The organism is Ramlibacter montanisoli (genome assembly GCF_013087525.1).
GTDB classification, from domain to species: domain Bacteria; phylum Pseudomonadota; class Gammaproteobacteria; order Burkholderiales; family Burkholderiaceae_C; genus Ramlibacter; species Ramlibacter montanisoli.
This window is the reverse complement of sequence record NZ_JABFCS010000001.1, coordinates 2,746,338-2,763,121: the sequence shown is the minus strand read 5'-3', so window position 1 is coordinate 2,763,121 and position 16,784 is coordinate 2,746,338. Positions and strand designations below refer to the sequence as shown.

Sequence of the window (16,784 nt, the reverse complement as noted above, 5' to 3'; positions counted from 1 at the left end):
CTTTCAGGGCCTGAAGTCGATGCGGGTGGCTTCGATGGTGGCGCTGCCGGCGGCCGGCAGCGTGCCGCGGGCGCGCAGGGTGACGCCGTTCTGGAGGCTCGCGGGGATCGTGCCGTCCTCCAGGGCAGTGGCCCCCGAGTAGTGGAAGGTGAGGCCGCGCACCACGAAGGTCTGCGCCGTGGTGTTCACGGAAGATGCCTGGCCTGTCACGTCCACTTCGGCTTCGTCGTTTTCGTCCTCGATCTCGATCTTGCGCGCGAACAGCACGCCGTTGATCAGCGAGCCTTCCACTTCGACGTGCTGGCCCACCGGCATGACCGTTCCCGCCGGCAGCCGCGTGGTGTTGATCGTGATGCCGTTCACGCTGAAGGTGCTGCCGCTCTGGACGAGGATGCCTTCGACCTCGGCCTCGTTGCGGTCTTCGAAGGCCCGGCGCGCGTCGATGCGCTTGACCACCCACTGGCCGCTGCCGTTGCGGATGGCCTGCGTGCGCACCCGGACGAAAAGTCCATTGGCCGGCGTCACCCGCAGTTCGGCCGGCGGCGTGGTGGCGAAGTTGAAGGTTGCGGCCCCGATTTGGAAGGTCGTGCCGGCGAGCCCGCTGATGAATCCGCGCACCTTGAACTCGCTGGTGGCCGGGTTTTCCAGCTCGATGCGCGATGCGGTAACGACGCCGCCGGCACCGGCGAAGCCGTGCACTTCCAGCACGTTGCCCACCGCGATGGCGGCGAAGCTCGTACCGTCGAACACCGTCGCCGCGTCCACCTTCACCGTCTGCCCGAACACCACCAGCGTGTCGGGGGCGGTCTTTGTCTCCACCGGCCCCTTGATCTGGCTTTCCACGCTGATGGCGGTGGCGGTGGCGCTGGGCAGGACGTCGCCGCTGCCGGCGGTGATGGGGCCGGCCTGCACGGTGACGACCATGCCGAGCTTCAGGTCGTCGCGCACCAGCACCTTGACCTCGTCGTCATCGTCGGCCAGGCGCGCGGCGTTGTCCTCGAAGCGCACGCCGTTGACGATCACGGAGCCGAAGCCGCTGATGCGCCCGGTGGAGAAGGAGCCGGTGCCGCCGGTGTCCACGCTGGCGTTGCCGCCGCCGCCCCCGCCGCAGGCGGGGAGGACGACGACGCCTGCCGCGGCCAGCAGCGTGACGAGGGCTTGCCGCCGCGGCATGCGCGGTGCGGCCAGGTGGCTGTGCGGGGACGACATGGCTATTTCTCCTTCGGGTGTGACAGTGGGGGGACAGGCGCGTCGGCGGCCGGCGCCATGGCATTCGTGTAGGTGAACAAGCCGATGCGGATGCGCTGGTCGGCGACGCGGCCCGCGGACTTGTCGCTGTCGATCAGCTCCTGCAGGGCGGGCGCCAGCGTGTGCAGCAGTCGCTGCCATTCCACGCTCACCAGCACGCGGATCTGCTCCAGCGCCGCGTCGGAGAGTTCGTCGGCGAACAGGGCCTGCTCGAAATGGCGGGCACCGTCCGCCAGCACGTTGTCCGCCGCGGCCTCCAGGTGATCGCCCACGTTGGCCCCCAGGAAGGCCAGCATGCGGTCCAGCTCGGCGCGCGGCACGAAGGCGCTGCGCAGCAGGTGCACCCGGCCGTCCTCCTCGTCCACGCGTGCCAGGCCCAGCCGCGAGAGCTCTTCGAGCAGCGTGCGCGGATGGACGTCGCGGGTCACGGAGTTGGCCAGGCTCTCGAAGCTGGGCGCCGGGCCCTGCGGGGGCAGGGGCAGCGGGGCGTCGTCCGGGCCGCGCAGCGCCGGGTCGGACAGCCAGCGGGTGAAGACCTGGGTGGCGGGCGAGGGCCGCGCAGGTGCTGCCTCGTCGGCGCCGTGCTGCATGAGGCGGGTGACCTCGCGCCGGTTCAGGCCGGTGGCCGTGCTGATGCGGCTGACCGCGCGGTGCGGCGCGACGCCCGGGTGCGCCGCGCGGGCCGCCTCGACGAAACCCTGCTTCAGGATCTCGGCCAGTTCGGCGAAGGGCAGGCCGCGGCCGACGGCCAGCCGCGCCAGCGGCTTCGCCACGGCCCGGCAGGCCTGCAGCAGGGCGCGGTGCTCCAGCGGAGAGTGCGTGCCGACGGCGGGGTCGACATCGGTTTCCGGGGAGGAGAGTGCGTTGCGGAAGTCCATGGAATGCCGTGAAAGTTCACGCACTATGAAATGTGCAAAGTGCACAGTCAAGAAGAAATGTGCAAATCGCACAGTTACATTTGCCACCGGACGTAGCTTACCCATCCATGGGGACGGAAGCCCCCTGCGCGCCGCTGGCAGAATCCCGCGGATGCAAGCCTTCGCTCCCTTCCTGGCCGTGCTCGCGGCCTACCTGCTCGGGTCCCTGGCGTTCGCGGTGATCGTGAGCAAGGTGATGGGCCTGTCCGACCCGCGCACCTTCGGCAGCAAGAACCCCGGCGCCACCAACGTGCTGCGTTCCGGCAGCAAGCCGGCGGCCATCGTGACGCTGCTGCTCGATGCGCTGAAAGGCCTGGTGCCGGTGCTGCTGGTGAAGCACTTCGGCGAGCCCTACGGACTGCGGGAAGGGACGATGGCGATGGTCGGCCTGGCCGCCTTCCTGGGCCACCTCTACCCGGTGTTCTTCCGCCTCCAGGGCGGCAAGGGCGTGGCCACCTTCATCGGCGTGGTGTTCGGCATCCACTGGGTGCTGGGCATCGCCACCGGCCTGACCTGGCTGATCATCGCCTTCTTCTTCCGCTACTCCTCGCTCGCCTCGCTGCTCTCGGCGGCGTTCGCGCCGGTGTACTACCTGCTCGGCGACCGCATCCAGTGGTATGCGGAAAGGCCGGTCGCCGTGGCGCTGTTCGCGATGGCGCTGCTGCTCACCTGGCGCCACCGCGAGAACATCCAGCGGCTGGTGGCGGGCAAGGAATCGCGGCTGGGGGCGAAGAAGGCGTCTTAGACGCCTATTCCTGCTCGATCAGGTAGCGCGTCACCCGCGGCGGCTCCTCGCCGATCTGGAAGGCCAGGCGCTTGTCGCGCAGGGCGACGTCGGCGGCGCTGATGCGGTCGAAGCGGCGCAGGTGCTCGGTCCAGGAAGCGTCGGTGATCTGCTCCACGTAGCGACCCGGCTCGTACAGGTCGTGCAGCAGCTGCCACCCCAGGGCGCCCTGGCGCAGGCGGCTGCGCCGGCTTTCCTCCATGAGCGCGAGGAATTCGGCGGCACGGGCCGGATCGATGCGGTACTCCACGCGCACCAGCACGCGCCCGGCCTGCGGCGGCACCTGCATCTCCGGCACCTTCAGCACGCGCGACGGCGTGAGCTCCTCCTCGGTGCCGCGGTCGATCACGATGCGCTGCGCCATCAGCATGGCGACGATGCTGGTCACCGCGGAGATCGCCAGCGCATGGTGGATGCTGGTCCAGGTGGCCACCTGGCCCCACAGCGCGGCACCGATCGCGGTGGATCCCATCAGCGCCATCTGGTAGATCGACATGCCGCGCGCCCGCACCCAGTCCGGCAGCGACATCTGCGCGGCCACCGTCAGCGAGTTCGCCACCGTGATCCAGGCCGCGCCGGCGAACACCATCGCCGGCACCGCGAACCAGACGCTGGGCGCGAAGGCCACCACCAGCGCGCCCACCGATTGCACCGCGGTGCCCAGCAGCACGCGCGGCTGCAGCGGCAGGCGGGCGCGGATCTGCGGCATCAGCAGCGCGGCGATGATCGCGCCCACGCCCATCGACGCCAGCAGCACCGTGAAGGTGGCCGCCGAGCCGCCCGGCAGGCTGCGCGCCACCAGCGGCAGCAGCGCGAGCAGGGCGGTCGAATGCAGGAAGAACAGGGCGATGCGCAGCAACACTGCGCGCATGCGGCTGGACTGCCGCACGTACTGCACGCCCACGCGCATGGCACTGGCCAGCGGCTCGCGCCCGAGCGGGCTTTCGGTGTGCACGCGGCGCCAGCGCATGATCGTCAGGCCGGCCACGATCGACAGCACCGCGTTGAGCACGAACACATAGGCGCTGCCCACGCTGGCGATCAGCGCGCCGGCCACCAGCGGGCCGACGATGCGCGATGCGTTCATCGCAATGCCGTTGAGGGCCAGCGCCTGCGCCAGCTGCGGCCGCGTCACCACCTCCGGCACGATGGCGGAGAACACCGGCCAGCGCATCGCCAGGCCGACGCCGTTGGCGAAGGTCAGCGCCAGCAGCAGGGGCGCGGTGAGCTGGTCCAGCAGGATGACGAGGCACAGCACCGTCGCCACCCCCGCCACCCAGAACTGCGTGGCCATGAAGTAGCGCCTGCGGTCCAGGGTGTCGGCCAGCGCGCCGCTGGGCAGGCCGAGCAGGAACACGGGCAGGGTGGACGCGGTCTGCACCAGCGCCACCCACAGCGGCGAAGGCGCGATCGACGTCATCAGCCAGGCCGATGCCACGTCGTTCATCCACATGGTGGTGTTGGCCGCCAGCCAGGTGAACCACAGCATGCGGAACACCGGCCCCTTCAGGGGACCGAGCGCGCTTTCGGGCTGCCGCGCCTGCGGCGGCGGCGTTTCGGGGAACTCGGAGTCGCGCAACGGGCGCCTAGTACCTTCGCTCCAGCACCAGCTGGTCGTTGTGGCGCGTCATCTGGAAGCGCGTGAGGAAGCTGTTGCCCAGGAGGATGTAGGGCATGCTGGCCGGCACCACCGTGCCGTCCACGTCGTAGATCTCGACTTCGCCGATGCGCACGGAAGCGAGCTTGACCATGTAGACGTTGATCACGCCGTTGGCGGTGCTGCTGCGTCCGAGCTGGCCCTTGCGGTAGTCCACGCCCAGGCGCTCGGCGTCTTTCACGCTCATGGCCACCGAGGTCGCGCCGGTGTCCACCATGAACTGCGCCGCCCGCCCGTTGATGGCGCCCTGCGTGAGGAAGTGGCCGCCGCTGCCGGCGGTGAGCACCACCTTGCTGCCGCGGGCGCCGGCCCCGCCGCTGCCGCCGACGCTGGACGGCGCCTCGCCGACCCGCAGCGTGTGGCGCCTGCCTTCGATTTCCACCACCGCCTGGTCACCGAGGGTGGAGAGGACCTTCACGCCGCGGTGCGTTTCGCCAGGGGCGACCGTCTTGGGCGGCGCGCCGTCGACGATCAGCAGTGCCTTGCTGCCCAGCATGCCCTGCAGCGCCACCGCGGTCTGCGCCCCTGCGGCGCCTGCCGCCAGTGCCAGGGTGAGGGCGAACAGGCGCTTCATCATCATCAGTCCCGGAAATTGGTGAACGCCAAGGGTAACTCGGCCATTTCCTTCCGCACAAGGGCGATGGCCTGCTGGAGGACGTCGCGGTCCTTTCCGGTCACCCGAACGGCGTCCCCTTGAATTGCTGCCTGCACCTTCAGCTTGCTGTCCTTGATGAGCTTCTGCAGCTTCTTGGCCTGCTCGGTCTCGATGCCGCTGCGTACTTTAACCACCTGCCGGACCTTGTCGCCGCCCATCTTCTGCACGTCGCCCTTGTCCAGGAACCGCGGGTCGACGCTGCGCTTGGCCACCTTGGCCAACAGGAGTTCCAGCACCTGCTGCAGCTGGAATTCGGCATCGCCCGTCATCGTGATCTCTTTGTCCTTGATCTCGATGCCCGCGGCCGTCCCCTTGAAGTCGAATCGGGTTCCGATCTCCTTGGCGGCGTTCTCCACCGCGTTCTTCACTTCCACCATGTTCGGCTCGCACACCGCGTCGAATGACGGCATATTGGCTTTCCTCCTGCACCTGTAACCCGGCTGCTTGGGCCACAATTCTCCCATGATCGTGGAGTCCAACGCCTCGCTGCAGCCCTACAACACCTTCGGCATCGTCGCCAAGGCGAAGACCCTGGTGCGGGTGAAGGGCCCGGCGGACGTGCACGCGGTGCTGGCCCATCCGGACCTGCGGGACCAGCCGAAGTTCATCCTGGGCGGCGGTAGCAACATCGTGCTGACCGGCGACGTCAAGCCCGTGGTGCTCAAGGTCGAAGTGGAAGGCCGGCGGGTGCTGGACGACGGCCCGCGCTCCACCGTCGTGGAATTCGGCGCCGGCGAGAACTGGCACGAGGCCGTGACCTGGACCCTGGAGCAGGGCCTGGGCGGCCTGGAGAACCTGGCGCTGATCCCCGGCACGGTGGGCGCCTCGCCGGTGCAGAACATCGGCGCCTACGGCCTGGAACTGCAGGACCGCTTCGAGTCGCTGGACGCCATCGACCTGATGACCGGCCGCGAATTCACGCTCGATGCGACCCAGTGCGCCTTCGGCTACCGCGATTCGGTGTTCAAGCACTCACCGGCGCGCGACAGCGACTTCGGCCTGGCCGGCCGCGCCCTGATCCTGCGGGTGCGCATGCGCCTGCCCAAGCCCTGGAAGCCGGTGCTGGGCTACCTGGACCTGCAGCGCAAGCAGGCCGAAGCCGGCGTCACCGAGCCCACGGCACGCCAGATCTACGACTGGGTCTGCGCCATCCGCAGCGCCAAGCTGCCCGACCCGCGCGTGATCGGCAATGCCGGCAGCTTCTTCAAGAATCCGACGGTGACGCCCGAGCAGTGCCAGGACATCATCGCCCGCGACCCGAACATCGTGCACTACCCCATGCCCGATGGCTCGGTGAAGCTGGCGGCCGGCTGGCTGATCGACGCCTGCGGCTGGAAGGGCAAGTCGGTGGGGCAGGCGGGGGTGTACGAGAAGCAGGCGCTGGTGCTGGTCAATCGCGGCGGCGCCACCGGCGGCGAAGTGGTGACGCTGGCGCGCGCGATCCAGACCAGCGTCTACGAGCGCTTCGGCATCCGGCTGGAGCCGGAGCCGGTGGTGGTGTAGGTCGTGGTGCGCCGCGCGCACCGCGACAACTTCAACCCACCAGTCGCTGCCAGGCCGCGGCGAACTCGTCGTCGCTCACCAGCACCCACAGCGCCAGGGCCGTGACCGCCCCGCCGGTGACCAGTGCGTTCAGCAGCGCCGGCCGCGCGGCGTCGAACCCGAGCAGCACCGGCGCCAGCATCAGCGCCAGGCCGAGGATCACGTCCAGCCATTCCTCCCAGGCCTGCGCGAACTGCATCGCGCCCGCGCTGGTGGCGATCAACAGGACGCCGATGGCCGCCGTGCTCACGGTGGCGACCACCACGTTCTGAAAGCTGAGGACCCAGGGCGACAGGATCAGCCAGGCGCCCAGGAGGGCGTTGACCGGGTCCTGCCAGTGCTTCACTCGCTTCATGACGGACTCCTTGGGCCGCAGACAGCGCGGCCGGGACGCCCCCATGTTAGACCCGTGCGGCCTCGCTTGTCACGCCTGCCGCTCACTGCCCCGGCTGCAGCCGCTCGTCGAGGAAATGCTGCACGGCCTGGAACAGCTGCATGCGGTTCTTCTCTATGATGACCGTGTGCGTGCCTTCGCCGATCTCCACGTAGCGCTTGTAGGGCACGTTGGTGAGCTTCGCGAAGTACGCATGCAGCATGTAGCTGGGGAGGTCGGCGTCCCACTCGGCGTGCGCGAGGAAGGTCGGCACGCGGATCAGGCCGGGGTCGTACAGTGCCTTGCCCGCACCCCAGGTTTCGCGGCCGTCCTGCACCACGCCATTGGGCGCGCGCAGCACCGGCGGATTCTGCGCCGCGCCGACCGGGTCGGTGGCGATGGTGGCGCTGGCCCAGGCCTCGAACCAGCCGGGCGGGATCAGCTCGGCCTGCTTGGCCGCCGGTACGCCGGTCAGCCAGCGCTGCTTCGCCGAGGCCATCGAGACGCTGCGGTAGGCGCCGATCCTGCCGCCGGTGTCGGTGAGCGACGCGGTGTTGCGGATCCATTGCGGCGCGTACAGCACCAGCTTGTTCACCTTGTCGTTGTTCTGCGTGGTGTACATGCCCATGATGCTGGTGCCCCACGACCACCCGAGCAGGTTGATCTTGTCGACACCGCGCCGCTTGCGGATGAATTCGACGGCGGCCGTCACGTCGCGCACCGCCTGTGCCGTGCCCGCGAAGGGCTCGCCCTGGTCGGCCGGGCGGTCCATCACGGGCGGCCGCGTCGACTTGCCGTAGCCGCGCACGTCCACCAGGTACACGTCGTAGCCGTGGCGCGCGATGTAGTCCATCCAGGACATGCCACCCAGCTGCAGGTCGAAGGCGGTCTCGGACGGGTAGGTGGCGCCGTGCACGTACAACAGCACCTTGTCGCCGGTGTAGTTGCTGCGGCCGGCCTCGTGCTTGTTGCGCACGTACAGCTGGATGCCGGGATCGAGCGCCGGCACCATGAACTCCTCCATCACGATCGCCGACTGCGGCGTGGCGGGCGCGTGGTGCATCGCATGCATCCCTTCCATGCGGCCGTGCATCGGGGCGCAGGCCCCCAGCAGCGCAAGGGCGGCCAGCGACAGCAGCAGGGCGCACCAGGCGCGCAGCGGGCGCGCGGAAAATCCGGGCATGGTTGTCTCCTTCCTCGTTGGGGGCGGGGCCAGCATACGCCGCACCGCCCGTGCCGCAGTCGAGGGTTTTCCGTCATTCCCGCCGGCGCCACACGCTGGCCAGCCAGGGCTGCTGCTCGCGCGGCAGGCCGGCGGGCCGGTAGTAGTGCTCCAGCTCGGTGAAGCCCGCCGCCTCGCAGAAGGCGCGCCAGGCATCGAGGTGGTGGTAGGCCCCGTAGCGGCCGCGGTTCCATCCCTCCTCGCCGTCGCCGCGCGGTTGGAGGTGAACAGCACGCCCAGAGGCTTCAGCGTGGCGTGCAGTTCACCCAGCACGCGCGGCAGTTCGGCGCTGGGGACGTGGAACAGGGACGCGTTGGCGAAGATGCCGTCGAAGGCCGCCGGGGAAGGTCCAGTGCCAGGAAGTCCTGCTCCCAGACTTCGCAGCCGCTGTGGCGGCGCGCCAGGGCGGCCAGCGCGGACGATCCGTCCAGGCCGGTGGGCTCGTGGCCCAGCGCGCGGAAGGCCGCGAGGTCGCGGCCGGGACCGCAGCCGAAATCGAGGATGCGGAAAGGCGGCGCGCCGCGGATGTGCCGCAGCAGGGCGGTGATGTTCTGCGTGACGTCGTGGTCGCGCGTGCCTTCCCAGAACTCCGTCGCGCGCTCGTCGTAGTGGGCGAGCGTGGGCGCGGTGAGCCGCCGCAGTTCGGGCGGAAGGGGACGCTCAGTCATTTTCGATGAAGCCGCCGGTGCTCCGCGACCCGCGGTTCCGCGGCGGCTGCGACCTGGTCGTCGAAGGTTTCGTACATGGCGCGGGCGAATACGGTGTCGAGCATGGCCCGCTCCCGTGGGGAGGGGACCAGGTGGGAGCCGCCAGCATACGCGGCTCTCCTGCGGCTGCCGGAGAGGGAAGAACCCTCCCCAGGTCATGGCGACCGCACCGGCCATGCCGCCCTCCGCGGCACGGGCCGGTTCCGGCAGAGCGCCTCAGTGACGCTGCAGCCGAACGTGCTTCGACCTGCTCGGCGTGCCGTTGGCGTCGACGACGAAGAGCATGTAGTCCCCGGGATGGCCTGCGCGGGCCGGTGCGGTGCATCGACCACCAGAGTGCCGGCCTGCGGGCCGCGCTTGAAGTTCAGGATCACCAGCCGGTTGTCGTTGGCCAGCTGGTGGGTGACGGAGCCCGTGCGCACCATCGACACCGTCTTGATGTTCGCCGCGTCGCTCACCTTGAGCGTGATCGCCTGGCGGTAGGTGACGTGGTCCGGGCCGCGCTCGATCACGGGCCGTGGCTTGCGGGTGCCGGCGGCGTCGCCGAACAGGTAAGGCGGCGTGAAGATCTGCGCGGTGGAAATGCCGAGGTCCTGGTCACCGGGTGAATAGACGCGATCCCCCACGGCCACCATCGCGGTGCGGTCGCCGGCCATGGAAATCACCGTCGCGTCCGGCAGCAGCATCAGCGTCTTGTGCAGACCGCCCAGTTGCGTGGACTTCGCGAGCACGCGCAGGGTGAGGTCGTCCGGGTTGAACAACTGCGCGCGCGTGTAGTTCCTCAGCTCGTAGGTGCCGCCGCCGGGGCCGCTGCCGCCGCGGAACAGGACGTTGCCATCGGGCAGCGGGACGACGTGGATGTTGCTGCCCGGCTGATAGGTCTGCGCCACCACCCGCCACTGCGGCGACGGGTCGGTGAACTCGATCATCTCCACTTCGGCTGTACGCGTGCCCTGGCCCGGCAGGCCCCTGCCGATCGCGCCGTTGACCGCAATCCAGCGGTGCGACAGCGTCCTGCCGCCGGGGCCGATCTTCACGATGTCGGCCATGCCGCAGCAGTAGCCGTATTCGTTCTTGGCAGTGGCGATGTGCGTCCAGTGGTTCTCGGCAGGGACGTTCCGCTGGGCGTCGCGCTCGGCGGCCTGCACGTCCAGGCAATCGAGCCGCGCGGACGGACGCAGCCCCAGGAAGCGGATGGCGCGCTGGTCCGCCGCGCACCCTGGCGTGGAGCAGAACCGGCGCCATTCCGCCGCTTCGTCGATGGCATTGCTGCGGGGCATCGACGCCTCCGAAGCGGGAGCGCTTTCGCCCGACAGGGTGCACAGTTTCCAGTCGTTGTCGCCCGGCCCGGTTTCCACCACCGTGGCAGCGGGGTACAGCGAGAACATCTTGCGCGCGTTCTCCAGGGCGATGGTGCGGTCGGTCTGCGGGTCGTACAGCTCCGCCACCGGGATCATCACGCGGGTCGCGCGGAAAGCGTTGTCGCGATCGGTGACGTTGCCGATGCTGGTGTTGGGACCGACGGTCTCGTCGAGGTCGTCCCCGCCATAGACCAGCACCTTGTTGTTCGGCAGCGTGATGGCCGAGGGATACCAGCGCGGGTAGCGCATGTCCGACTGGTGGGGCGGGTCCATGTGGTCCCGATTGCGCGGGTCGCAGTTGGTCCAGCTGGGCGCGGAGTTCGGCGGATTCACCAGCTGGTCACCGGACGGGATGTAGCCGGCATGGCCGGCAAAGGACCCGGGCTGGCCTCCCGCGGCGGCCACGGCATCGGCCACCGACTTGTAGCCGAGGCGCACGCCTCCGGGGTCCGCTCGCCAGTTCGCGATGTTGCAGGGCACCGGGCGTGGCGCCCAGGAGTTGGTTTCCGGGTCGTAGATGTTCAGCTTGCGGAAGCCGTTGTTGCTTTGCATGCTGTGGCCGCCGACGTTGACCACGCGCCCGTCCGCCAGGGTCGCATATCCCAGCGAGTAGATGCTGTAGTGCAGTCCGCGCGAAGCGCCCGCGTCGGTGAAGCTCGCCAGGTTCAGCAGGGCGTCCTCCTCGTCGAGCAGCGCGTTGTCGAACACGCCCCCGGGGCGCGTCTTGAAGGCGTCCGGGTGACCGAGGTCCCACACCTGCGCGCCTTCCTTGTCCCAGTGCGCCCGGATGCGGCTCGCCACGAACAGGGACTGTCCCTGGTGCATCGTGTAGCCGCCGTACACCAGGTGCTTGAACGAGGAGCGGATGCAGGGGTTGAGGCTCTTGCGCAGGTGGCTGTTGCCGGTGGTGTCGAAGCGCGTGACGGTGTCCGCGTCCAGGAACACGTTGCCCGCGACCACCGCGGCGGTGGGGAACAGCGCCTGCCACTCGGTGCGCGGGATCGGCCAGCGCGAGAAGCCCGAGCCGCGGATCGCGGCCTCCACGCACTGCATGTCGTAGACGTCGGTGGCCTTGAACTCGGAGTGGCGGCCCTTGTACTGGATCTTGGGCTGTTCCCAGTTGGCCCGCGTCCAGACCATCGAGGCGCCGACCGCGTTGTACGTCATCACGTGGTACGGGCCGAAGTGTCCGCAGCGGTCATCGGCCGTACAGGTCTCGTTCTCCCAGGACGACCCCGGCGCGGGTCGTTCCTCCTCTTCTTCGTGGGCGATTGCGGGGATCACGGTCACGCCTGTGCAGGCGAGCAAGAGTGAGGCGGCGAGGACTCGCCACTTCCGCGGGGTGGATCGTTCCATGGGAGCTCCTGGTCAGGCTCGCCGGACGCAGAACACACGTGCGAAGAGGGCCGCAACGCGGCCGAGGCCCCCGGCGAGAAGGCCGTTCGGTTACGTGACGATACGAATGCGGAGAACATGTCACATCATCCATTCGGCGTACCCGAACCCATCGGGCGACTGCCGGTGACAAGGCCTTGCGCGTTTTATTCCCGCAGGGCGCATCGAACATCAAAGCGGATGAGGTGCCGCTTCGTGCTCAGCGGTGGATCGCCCGCCACTGCCGAGGTGGACCTCCGCCTCCACGACCTGCGCGCCGCGGATGGTGAGGATCTCGGTGTTGCGGAAGCGGTGGCCCGTGGTGCTGCGGCCCTCGCAGGTCACGAACACCCGTTCGCCGTCCGGCACCCAGGTGCATGCGCACCCGTGGCCGGCTCGAGGGTCAGAGCTTGCCGCTGCGCGGATCGAGCAGCTGCTGCAGCTTCGTGTCGCCCTGACTGCGCGCGTATTCCACGGCGCTCGTGCCCTGGAACTGCACCTTGGTGACGACGGCGCAGCGGCGATCCAGCCCGGCATCGACATTTCCGCCGAAGCCAGCCGCTTGTTTCCCTTTCGCTACAAGGGACGCAGGCAGGGAAAAAGGCGGCCAAAAGGCCGCCCGTCGTTCGCGCTGCCGGCCCGTGCCGGCTTCCGTCCTCGCTCAGTCTTTGCCCAGCGACGGCAGCGGCGCGTCCCCGCCCGTGACCAGCAGCCCCGCCTTCGCATAGATCCCGAGCTTCTCGCGCGTGTCCGAGATGTCCAGGTTGCGCATGGTCAGCTGGCCGATGCGGTCCTTCGGCGAGAAGGGCGCGTTCTCCACCTTCTCCATCGACAGGCGCTCCGGCGCGTAGGTGAGGTTGGGCGACTCGGTGTTCAGCAGCGAGTAGTCGTTGCCGCGGCGCAGCTCCAGCGTCACTTCGCCGGTCACCGCGCGCGCCACCCAGCGCTGCGCGGTCTCGCGCAGCATGATGGCCTGCGGGTCGAACCAGCGGCCCTGGTACAGCAGGCGGCCGAGGCGCCGGCCGTTGTCGCGGTACTGCTCGATGGTGTCCTCGTTGTGGATGCCGGTCACCAGGCGCTCGTAGGCGATGAACAGCAGCGCGAGGCCGGGGGCCTCGTAGATGCCGCGGCTCTTGGCCTCGATGATGCGGTTCTCGATCTGGTCGCTCATGCCCAGGCCGTGGCGGCCGCCGATGCGGTTGGCTTCCAGGATCAGTTCGACCAGGTCGTCGAAGCGCTTGCCGTTCAGGGCGACCGGCTGGCCTTCCTCGAAGCGCACGCGCACTTCCTCGGCCTTCACCTTCACGTCGTCCTTCCAGAAGGCCACGCCCATGATCGGGTTGACGATCTTGATGCCCGTGTTCAGGCTTTCCAGGTCCTTGGCCTCGTGCGTCGCGCCCAGCATGTTGCTGTCGGTGGAGTACGCCTTCTCGGCCGACATCTTGTAGCCGAAGCCCGCCGCCGTCATGAACGCGGACATCTCCGCGCGGCCGCCGAGTTCGTCGATGAAGGCCTGGTCCAGCCAGGGCTTGTAGATGCGCAGCGCCGGGTTGGTCAGCAGCCCGTAGCGGTAGAAGCGCTCGATGTCGTTGCCCTTGAAGGTGCTGCCGTCGCCCCAGATGTGGACGTCGTCTTCCTTCATCGCGGCCACCAGCATGGTGCCGGTGACGGCGCGGCCCAGCGGCGTGGTGTTGAAGTAGGTCGCGCCCGCGGTGGAGATGTGGAAGGCGCCGCACTGCAGGGCCGCGATGCCTTCGTGCGCCAGTTGCTTGCGGCAGTCGACCAGGCGCGCCTTCTCGGCGCCGTACTCCATGGCCTTGCGCGGGATCGCGTCGTAGTCCGGCTCGTCGGGCTGGCCCAGGTTGGCGGTGTAGGCGTAGGGGATCGCGCCCTTCTTGCGCATCCAGTGCAGCGCGGCGCTGGTGTCCAGGCCGCCGGAGAAGGCGATGCCGACCTTCTGGCCGGTGGGCAGGTTCTCGAGGATGGTGCTCATGTCCGCTCGGTTCAGCCGAAGTGGCAGATGTAGTGGTAGGCGTCGCTGACGCGGATCTCGAAGCTGGAGTTGCCCGGCACCGCGAACTTCTCGCCCGCGGCCGACTTCTTCCACTCGCTGGTGCCCGCTAGCTTGTACTCGCAGGAGCCGGCCACGCATTCCATGATCTCGGGCGCGCCGGTGTTGAAGGTCAGGGTGGCGGGCAGGATCACGCCCACCGACTTCTTCGTGCCGTCGGCGAGCGTGATGCCGTGGCTCACGCACTTGCCGTCGAAGTACACGTTGGCCTTGGTCGCGACGGCGACGCCGTCGAATGTGTCGGTGGTCATGGTGGGGGAAAGCTTCGGGGAAAACCCGCAATTTTAGGCGAGCGGCCCTGCCGGCCCCGCGCGCATGAAAAAGGGCGCCCCGCGGGCGCCCTTGCCGTGAGGCGGATGCCTCAACGATGGCGGTGGTGCCGGTGGCCGTGGCGGTGGCCGCTGAAGGAAAAGCCCAGCGACACGCCGACCGGCCAATAAGGCCGGTAGACCGGGTACGGGTAGGCCGGATAGGCGGGGTAGGCCGGATAGGTCTGGTACACGACGGGCGCGGGCGCCTGCACGTACACCGGGGCTCCCTGCTGCACCGGCGGTGCGGTCACGACCGTGCCGATGGTGGTCGGGCCCACGGGGGCGCCGCCCTGCGTGATCGGGCTGACCTGCAGCTGCACGGTCGGGCCCGGGTCGTAGGGCATCTGGGTGGTGTGCTGGCGGCCGGCGTACTCGTAGGTCACGTTGTAGCCGGCGGTGCGGTTCTCGTAGGTGGTCTCGGTGCCGCACACCTGGCTGGGCAGGGGCTGCTGGCCGCCTTGCTCGATGCGGTCGCCCAGGAGCGCGCCGCCCGCGACGCCCAGGATCACCGCCGCTGCGGTGCCCGAGCCGTGGCCGATGGTGCTGCCGATCGCGCCGCCGGCGATGGCGCCCATCAGGCCGCCGGCGCCCGACGTGGGCGCAGGCGCGTTGTAGGTGGGCTGGTTGCAATAGGTGCGGGGCACCGCGACCTGCTGGATGATGGGCGTGCTGGAAATGACGCGGCCGACTTCCTGCGCACCGGCACCCAGGGCGCTGAGGCCCAGGACCGTGAAAAGGAGGGTCTGTTTCATGGCATATGCCTCGTTGGACTGCTTGGTGCTGAAAGTTTAGACAGCCGCCCGCTCCCAGCGCTGAGCTTTACCGTAAAGCGGCGGTAAACGCCCGGGAAAAGTACCACCCTAGGAGTGGGTGCGCAACGACCAGTTCACGTTCACGGGTCGAAGCCCACCGTGACCGTCCCGTCGGGCCATTCGACCACCGGTCGGCGGATCACGCTGGGCTGCTCCAGCATCAACGCCCGGGCGCCCGCTGCTTCGGCCGCTGCCGTCTGTGTCCCCGGATCCAGCTTGCGCCAGGTCGTGCCCTGCCGGTTGAGCAGCTTGTCCGGGCCGACCGCCTGCAGCCAGGCGTCCAGCCGCTGCGGCGGCACGCCCGCCTTCTTGAAGTCGTGGAAGCCGTGCTCCACGCCTTGCGCCGCCAGCCAGGCCCGCGCCTTCTTCACCGTGTCGCAGTTGGGGATGCCGTAGAGCGTGAGGGCCATGGCGGGATGATAGGCGGGCGTCGGCGCCGACCCTGGACAATGCGGGGCATGAAAGAACTCGACGAGTGGCTGGCGCACTGCGAACGGCTGCACCCGAAAACGATAGACCTCGGCCTGGAGCGCGTGCAGGCCGTGGCGCAGCGCATGGGCCTGCGCTTCGACTGCCCGGTGATCACGGTGGCCGGCACCAACGGCAAGGGCTCGACCTGCGCGATGCTGGAGGCGATCGCGCTGCAGGCGGGCTGGCGCACCGGCGTCTACACCTCGCCGCATCTCGTGCATTTCGAGGAGCGCTGCCGCATCGCCGGCGAGATCGTGCAGGCGGCGGCGCTGGTGCCGCAGTTCGAGCGGGTGGAAGCGGCGCGCGAGGGCGCCGCGCTGACCTATTTCGAATTCACCACGCTGGCCATCCTGGGCCTGATGGCGGCCAGCGGCCTGGACGTCGCGATCCTGGAAGTGGGGCTCGGCGGCCGGCTGGATGCCGTCAACGCGATCGATCCCGACTGTTCCATCATCACCAGCATCGACCTGGACCACATGGAGTTCCTCGGCCCGGACCGCGAGAGCATCGGCCGCGAGAAGGCCGGCATCCTGCGCGAAGGCCGGCCGGCGATCGTGAGCGACCCGATGCCGCCGCACAGCATCCTGCAGTACGCCGCCGCCATCGGCGCGGACTGTGGCTGCTGGGGCGAGACTTCAACTTCTCGGGCGACAAGCAGCAGTGGGCCTGGGCCGGGCGCGGCCGGCGCTACCCGGGCCTGGCCTATCCCGCGTTGCGCGGCGCCAACCAGTTACTCAATGCCTCGGGCGTGCTGGCGGCCTTCGAGGCGCTGCGCCAGCGGCTGCCGGTCACCGCGCAGGCGATCCGCAACGGCCTGGCGATGGTGGAGCTGCCCGGCCGCTTCCAGATCCTGCCCGGCGAACCGACGCTGGTGCTGGACGTGGCGCACAACCCGCATTCGGTGGCAGCGCTCACGGCCAACCTCGACGCGATGGGTTTCTATCCCAGCACGCACGCGGTGTTCGGCGCCATGGGCGACAAGGACCTGGCGCCCATGCTGGCGAAGATCGGGCCGCTGGTGGACCGCTGGTACTTCACCGACCTGCCGACGCCGCGCGCCGCGTCCGCCCAGGCGCTGCTGGAAAAATGGCAGGCACTGCCGGGCCGCCGCGAGGTGCCGGTGAGCACCCACGCCAGCCCCGAGGAAGCCCTGCGCGCAGCGGCGGCCACTGCAGAGCCCACTGATAGAATCCTCGTGTTCGGATCCTTCTACACCGTGGGTGGCGTGCTGAAGCAGGGCATCCCCGGCTGGCCGCCCGACACCTCGGCTGACCCTCAC

The 16,784-nt window shown here is 69.2% G+C and carries 15 protein-coding genes and 2 pseudogenes; 3 read left to right on the top strand and 14 right to left on the bottom strand.

Annotated features, from left to right (window positions below; genetic code table 11):
* Positions 1-3: 3 nt before the first annotated feature.
* Together HK415_RS13570 and HK415_RS13565 are read right to left on the bottom strand one after the other, a co-directional pair.
* The gene (locus HK415_RS13570) at positions 4-1,209 is read right to left on the bottom strand and encodes a DUF5666 domain-containing protein (RefSeq protein ID WP_171560092.1); all 1,206 of its coding nucleotides are present in this window, start codon (positions 1,207-1,209) and stop codon (positions 4-6) included.
* Between the two features lie 2 nt (positions 1,210-1,211).
* Positions 1,212-2,126, bottom strand: coding sequence for a DUF6502 family protein (locus HK415_RS13565; protein WP_171560089.1), 915 nt, complete (start codon positions 2,124-2,126; stop codon positions 1,212-1,214).
* Between the two features lie 151 nt (positions 2,127-2,277).
* Here HK415_RS13565 and plsY point away from each other — a divergent pair, with 151 nt between their 5' ends.
* Entirely contained in the window at positions 2,278-2,910 is a 633-nt protein-coding gene (plsY, locus tag HK415_RS13560) for a glycerol-3-phosphate 1-O-acyltransferase PlsY (protein WP_171560087.1), read from the top strand.
* Positions 2,911-2,914: 4 nt separating this feature from the next.
* On the opposite strand, the gene HK415_RS13555 is transcribed toward plsY, so the two are convergent.
* The 3 genes from HK415_RS13555 to HK415_RS13545 all read right to left on the bottom strand — a co-directional run bounded on the left by HK415_RS13555 (position 2,915) and on the right by HK415_RS13545 (position 5,671).
* Positions 2,915-4,438: an MFS transporter gene (locus HK415_RS13555; RefSeq protein WP_253262232.1), complete on the bottom strand. Its 1,524-nt coding sequence runs from the start codon at positions 4,436-4,438 to the stop codon at positions 2,915-2,917.
* 97 nt (positions 4,439-4,535) lie between these two features.
* Positions 4,536-5,183, bottom strand: coding sequence for a retropepsin-like aspartic protease family protein (locus HK415_RS13550; RefSeq protein WP_373684654.1), 648 nt, complete (start codon positions 5,181-5,183; stop codon positions 4,536-4,538).
* Between the two features lie 2 nt (positions 5,184-5,185).
* Positions 5,186-5,671 carry a YajQ family cyclic di-GMP-binding protein gene (locus HK415_RS13545; protein ID WP_171560084.1) on the bottom strand — a complete coding sequence of 162 codons (486 nt, stop codon included), beginning with the start codon at positions 5,669-5,671 and terminating at the stop codon, positions 5,186-5,188.
* Between the two features lie 52 nt (positions 5,672-5,723).
* Between HK415_RS13545 and murB the strand changes: the two genes are divergently transcribed.
* Entirely contained in the window at positions 5,724-6,764 is a 1,041-nt protein-coding gene (gene murB / locus HK415_RS13540; RefSeq protein ID WP_171560082.1) for a UDP-N-acetylmuramate dehydrogenase, read from the top strand.
* A 31-nt stretch (positions 6,765-6,795) separates the two neighbouring features.
* Here the strand turns inward: murB and HK415_RS13535 are convergent, their stop codons facing one another.
* The 9 genes and pseudogenes from HK415_RS13535 to HK415_RS13495 form a co-directional block, all read right to left on the bottom strand.
* Entirely contained in the window at positions 6,796-7,158 is a 363-nt protein-coding gene (locus tag HK415_RS13535; RefSeq protein WP_171560080.1) for an SPW repeat domain-containing protein, read from the bottom strand.
* A gap of 82 nt (positions 7,159-7,240) precedes the next feature.
* Positions 7,241-8,359: an alpha/beta hydrolase gene (locus tag HK415_RS13530; RefSeq protein ID WP_253261880.1), complete on the bottom strand. Its 1,119-nt coding sequence runs from the start codon at positions 8,357-8,359 to the stop codon at positions 7,241-7,243.
* 73 nt (positions 8,360-8,432) lie between these two features.
* A pseudogene (locus tag HK415_RS13525) lies at positions 8,433-9,066 on the bottom strand (class I SAM-dependent DNA methyltransferase).
* Positions 9,067-9,260: 194 nt separating this feature from the next.
* Positions 9,261-11,750, bottom strand: coding sequence for a galactose oxidase early set domain-containing protein (locus HK415_RS26410; protein ID WP_171560078.1), 2,490 nt, complete (start codon positions 11,748-11,750; stop codon positions 9,261-9,263).
* 282 nt (positions 11,751-12,032) lie between these two features.
* A complete protein-coding gene (locus HK415_RS13515; protein ID WP_171560075.1) occupies positions 12,033-12,209 on the bottom strand; it encodes a hypothetical protein in 177 nt (58 codons plus the stop codon).
* Between the two features lie 292 nt (positions 12,210-12,501).
* The gene (argG, locus tag HK415_RS13510) at positions 12,502-13,833 is read right to left on the bottom strand and encodes an argininosuccinate synthase (protein ID WP_171560073.1); all 1,332 of its coding nucleotides are present in this window, start codon (positions 13,831-13,833) and stop codon (positions 12,502-12,504) included.
* Between the two features lie 11 nt (positions 13,834-13,844).
* Positions 13,845-14,162, bottom strand: a complete 318-nt coding sequence (gene ppnP, locus HK415_RS13505) for a pyrimidine/purine nucleoside phosphorylase (RefSeq protein WP_171560071.1) — start codon at positions 14,160-14,162, stop codon at positions 13,845-13,847.
* Between the two features lie 110 nt (positions 14,163-14,272).
* The gene (locus tag HK415_RS13500; RefSeq protein WP_171560069.1) at positions 14,273-14,974 is read right to left on the bottom strand and encodes a glycine zipper 2TM domain-containing protein; all 702 of its coding nucleotides are present in this window, start codon (positions 14,972-14,974) and stop codon (positions 14,273-14,275) included.
* A 140-nt stretch (positions 14,975-15,114) separates the two neighbouring features.
* On the bottom strand, positions 15,115-15,444 hold the full coding sequence (locus HK415_RS13495) for an arsenate reductase (RefSeq protein ID WP_171560066.1): 330 nt from the start codon (positions 15,442-15,444) through the stop codon (positions 15,115-15,117).
* A gap of 39 nt (positions 15,445-15,483) precedes the next feature.
* On the opposite strand from HK415_RS13495, the pseudogene folC reads away from it, so the two are divergent.
* Positions 15,484-16,777 (top strand): annotated as a pseudogene (gene folC, locus HK415_RS13490) (bifunctional tetrahydrofolate synthase/dihydrofolate synthase).
* Positions 16,778-16,784 lie beyond the last annotated feature (7 nt).